Here is a 3,134-nt window from a genome sequence, read left to right as displayed (position 1 = left end):
CGCGTAATGTGGGCTCGCTAGCCAGGACTTACGGCTACCGGCTGCCGTCTCCTAGCTCGTCGCTTCGGGCATCCAGTTCATGCTCGTGCTTGTAGTGCTCCACGGGCATCTTGCCGTCCCACCACGCCCAGTTCATGGGATACACGTCGGGATCGAAGAAGACCTGGTAGAAGTGCCACACCAGGATTGCCAGGGTGGCGAGAATCGCCTCGTAGAAGTGGACGGCGGTGGCGACATCGACCCACCAGCGGGCCAGCGTGTCGCCGACCCAGACCTTGGCCCAGATCATGATGCCGGTGAGTCCCATCAGCGCCGTTCCCCAAACCAGCGCCCAGTACTCAGCTTTTTCGGCGTAATTGAAGCGGCCGAACCTGGGCTTCTCGGCGCTCAAGCCGAGGTAGTAGCGCATGGTACCCCACGCATCGAAAGCATCTTTCGGCCGCGGCGCCAGGTCGCACAGCAGGCGGCGCCCATCGCCCGACAGCGCGAGATAGAAGAGGTGATAGAAACCGGCGGCGATGAGCACCACGCCGGCGATGCGATGAATGATGCCGCGGAGATGCTCGCCCATGCCCAGCGTGTGCGCAAACCAGGTGTCGGGGAACTTGAGGGCGAAGCCCGTGATGACAAGAATGATGAAGCTCGTGAGCAGAATCAGATGCTGCCAGCGCTGATTGACCGTCATGCGCGTCATGAACGGATTGAGCATGCGCCGGCGCGCGATGGCCTTGCTGCGCCAGATGATGGCGTTGTGCAGAAACATGGCGCCGATCACGAGCAGGATGAGCGGAAGATAGATCCAGCGCACCCAGCGCACCGCGACGGAATCGATGTCGCCGGAGCCGGCGCCCATCTGCAGGTGAACCGGAGTGCGCGTGAACTTCTGGGTCACGCCTTTGTGGCATTTGCCGCAGGTGGCGTCGAGATTGGCGCGATTGATGGTCGATCGCGGATCGCTCGAGGGCAGAATATCGTGCACACCGTGGCAGCTGGAGCAGTTGGCGGCGATCACCGACCCGCCTTCCGCCGCCAGCCCGTGATAGCTGTCGAAGTAGCTGGTGACCCGGTTGCCCGGAACGCCAAACTCCTGCGAGAGGCGCACGCCGGCGTGGCAGCGGGCGCAGACGTCGCGCGAAAGATTCTGCTCGGCCACCTGCGCATTGGGATCGGTATGCTGCTTGATGGAATGGATGCCGTGGCAATCGGTGCAGGTGGGAGCCATTTGATTGCCGCGCGCCAGCGCCTGCCCATGAATGCTGGCGTTGAAGGTGCCGGCCACTTCGCTGTGGCACTTGCCGCAGGTGGCCGCGACGTTGAATTTGTAAATGGGCGATTGCGCCTGGCTGGCGGGCAGAATGTCGTGCGCGCCGTGGCAATCGGTGCAGACGGCGGCCTGCATTGATCCGTTGGCCACCGCGCGCCCATGCACGCTGTCCTGATAGTTAATGAATGGCTGCGCCGTTTCGCCGTTCGACTCCATGAGGAACTTCTGGCCGTGGCACTGGCCGCAGGTGGCGGGAATATTGGCGTGGTACACAGGCGAGCCGGGGCCACCCGGGCCGATGATTTCGTGCGCGCTGCCGTGGCAGTTGCCGCAGGTTGCCGCGGCGGTTTGGCCCGGCCCGGTCTTGCGGGCGTGCACGCTGTGCGCGTAAGCGGCCTGGGCGTCGGCGTGGCATTGCGCGCAGGTGATTTTAGCGGGTGGGGTATCGTGCGCCAGGCTCTTCACGTCCGCGTGGCAGTCTACGCAGTGGAACATCCTGCCATGGACGGAGTGCTTGAACTTGTTCTGGTCGACGTAGAGGCTGACCGTCTTGCCGTTTTCCTCGGTGGTCAACGAGGAGTCGCCGTGGCAGGTGAGGCAGTCGGCATCCTTGAGCTTTTGCGCGGCGGGTGCGTTCGAGGCCCAGGAGAGAAGGAAGAAAGCGAGCGTGGCAACAAGAAACCGTCGAGCAGAGTCCACGCTTCAAGGAGATGCCTCGGCGCGTTTTCCTGCCGTGACAGGAGTCACAGGGGCAGCCGGGAGCCGGTGGCTATCAGCTTATTTGCGACGGCGTGGCGCATCCGCATCAATGCTTGGCGCTTGGCCTTCCAGTGGTAACGAGACCGCTGGCGCCGCAAAGAACGCCAGAGCGATTGGGGAAGCGCTCTTGATTCTTCTTCACCGGAGTGACTACGCCGCGGCATCGTCGATGCGGCCGGGCAGCGGAATACGCGCGATCTTCGGCCGTTTCCGCCTGGCTGCGTGCCAGAGGTCGTATTGCTGTTGCAGGTCGAGCCAGGCTTCGGGCTCAGTGCCCAGCGCATCAGCAAGGCGAAGCGCCATCGCCGCCGTAAAAGATGCGTGACCATTCAGCAGCCGCGAGAGCGTGGATCGGGCGACGCGAAGGCGCTTTGCTGCTTCGCCAACCTGCATACTGCCGAGATATTCCCTTAGCAGCTCTCCGGGGTGGGGCGGGTTGTACATCCTTGCCATGTCAAGCCTCCTATCCTCAGTGATAGTCCTGGTAATCCACGAGAACGGCGTCTTCGCCTTCGAAGATGAACGTCAAGCGCCAATTACCGTTGACCTTAATCGACCAATGCCCGGCAAGATTGCCTTTAAGCGGGTGCAAATCCCATCCAGGAACGTTCATGCGCTTCGCATTCTTCGCCGTATTCAGCAGGCCGAGTTGAAGGCGGAGCTTTTTCGCGTGCACAGGCTGAATCCCGGCCTTGCTGCCCACGAGGAAGAACTTTTCCAGGCCGGCGTGCCGAAAGGATCTGATCACCTGTCTAATGTAGCGTGTAGCGCGTCACGCGTCAAGGGATTGTGCGTGCTCCGCAGATCGGCTGCCCAGCTTCCATTATCGAAGGTACGCGCTCAGCGTCAGCACCAGCAGCAGCAATCCGATGAAGATCGCCGTGGTGCCGGCCACGCGAGAGAAGTTGGTGAGCCAGACCGGCGGCGCGATACCCAGCCGCGATTCCAGCTTGCCCTCGGCGGCCAGCCGCTGATACTCGAGCGGCCGCTTGTGCTTGAACTCCTCTTCGCTCTCCACGCCGGTAAAGACCACCATGTCCATGGGAAAGCTGTCGGGTCTCAGGTGGGTATTCACGAAGTGGATCGAGAAGATGAAGAGAATGGCCAGCAA

4 protein-coding genes are annotated in these 3,134 nt (G+C 62.2%); all 4 read right to left on the bottom strand.

What is annotated here, in order from left to right; genetic code table 11:
* Positions 1 to 34 precede the first annotated feature (34 nt).
* A complete protein-coding gene (locus VMA74_RS08620; RefSeq protein ID WP_325366229.1) occupies positions 35 to 1,963 on the bottom strand; it encodes a cytochrome b/b6 domain-containing protein in 1,929 nt (642 codons plus the stop codon).
* 210 nt (positions 1,964 to 2,173) lie between these two features.
* Complete coding sequence (locus VMA74_RS08615; RefSeq protein ID WP_325366228.1) at positions 2,174 to 2,476, bottom strand: HigA family addiction module antitoxin; 303 nt, start codon at positions 2,474 to 2,476, stop codon at positions 2,174 to 2,176.
* 16 nt (positions 2,477 to 2,492) lie between these two features.
* The gene (locus VMA74_RS08610) at positions 2,493 to 2,771 is read right to left on the bottom strand and encodes a type II toxin-antitoxin system RelE/ParE family toxin (protein WP_325366227.1); all 279 of its coding nucleotides are present in this window, start codon (positions 2,769 to 2,771) and stop codon (positions 2,493 to 2,495) included.
* 75 nt (positions 2,772 to 2,846) lie between these two features.
* Positions 2,847 to 3,134, bottom strand: a 288-nt coding sequence (locus VMA74_RS08605; protein ID WP_325366226.1) for a hypothetical protein, incomplete at its 5' end; no start/stop codon positions are given.

The sequence above is a fragment of the Dyella sp. genome (assembly GCF_035508675.1).
In the GTDB taxonomy this organism is placed as follows: domain Bacteria; phylum Pseudomonadota; class Gammaproteobacteria; order Xanthomonadales; family Rhodanobacteraceae; genus Dyella_B.
This window is presented reverse-complemented; position numbering and strand designations above follow the sequence as displayed.

Bases quoted from the DNA above. Each gene is read 5' to 3' on its own strand.
- VMA74_RS08615 (WP_325366228.1), bottom strand. From the start codon at position 2,476: ATGGCAAGGATGTACAACCCGCCCCACCCCGGAGAGCTGCTAAGGGAA.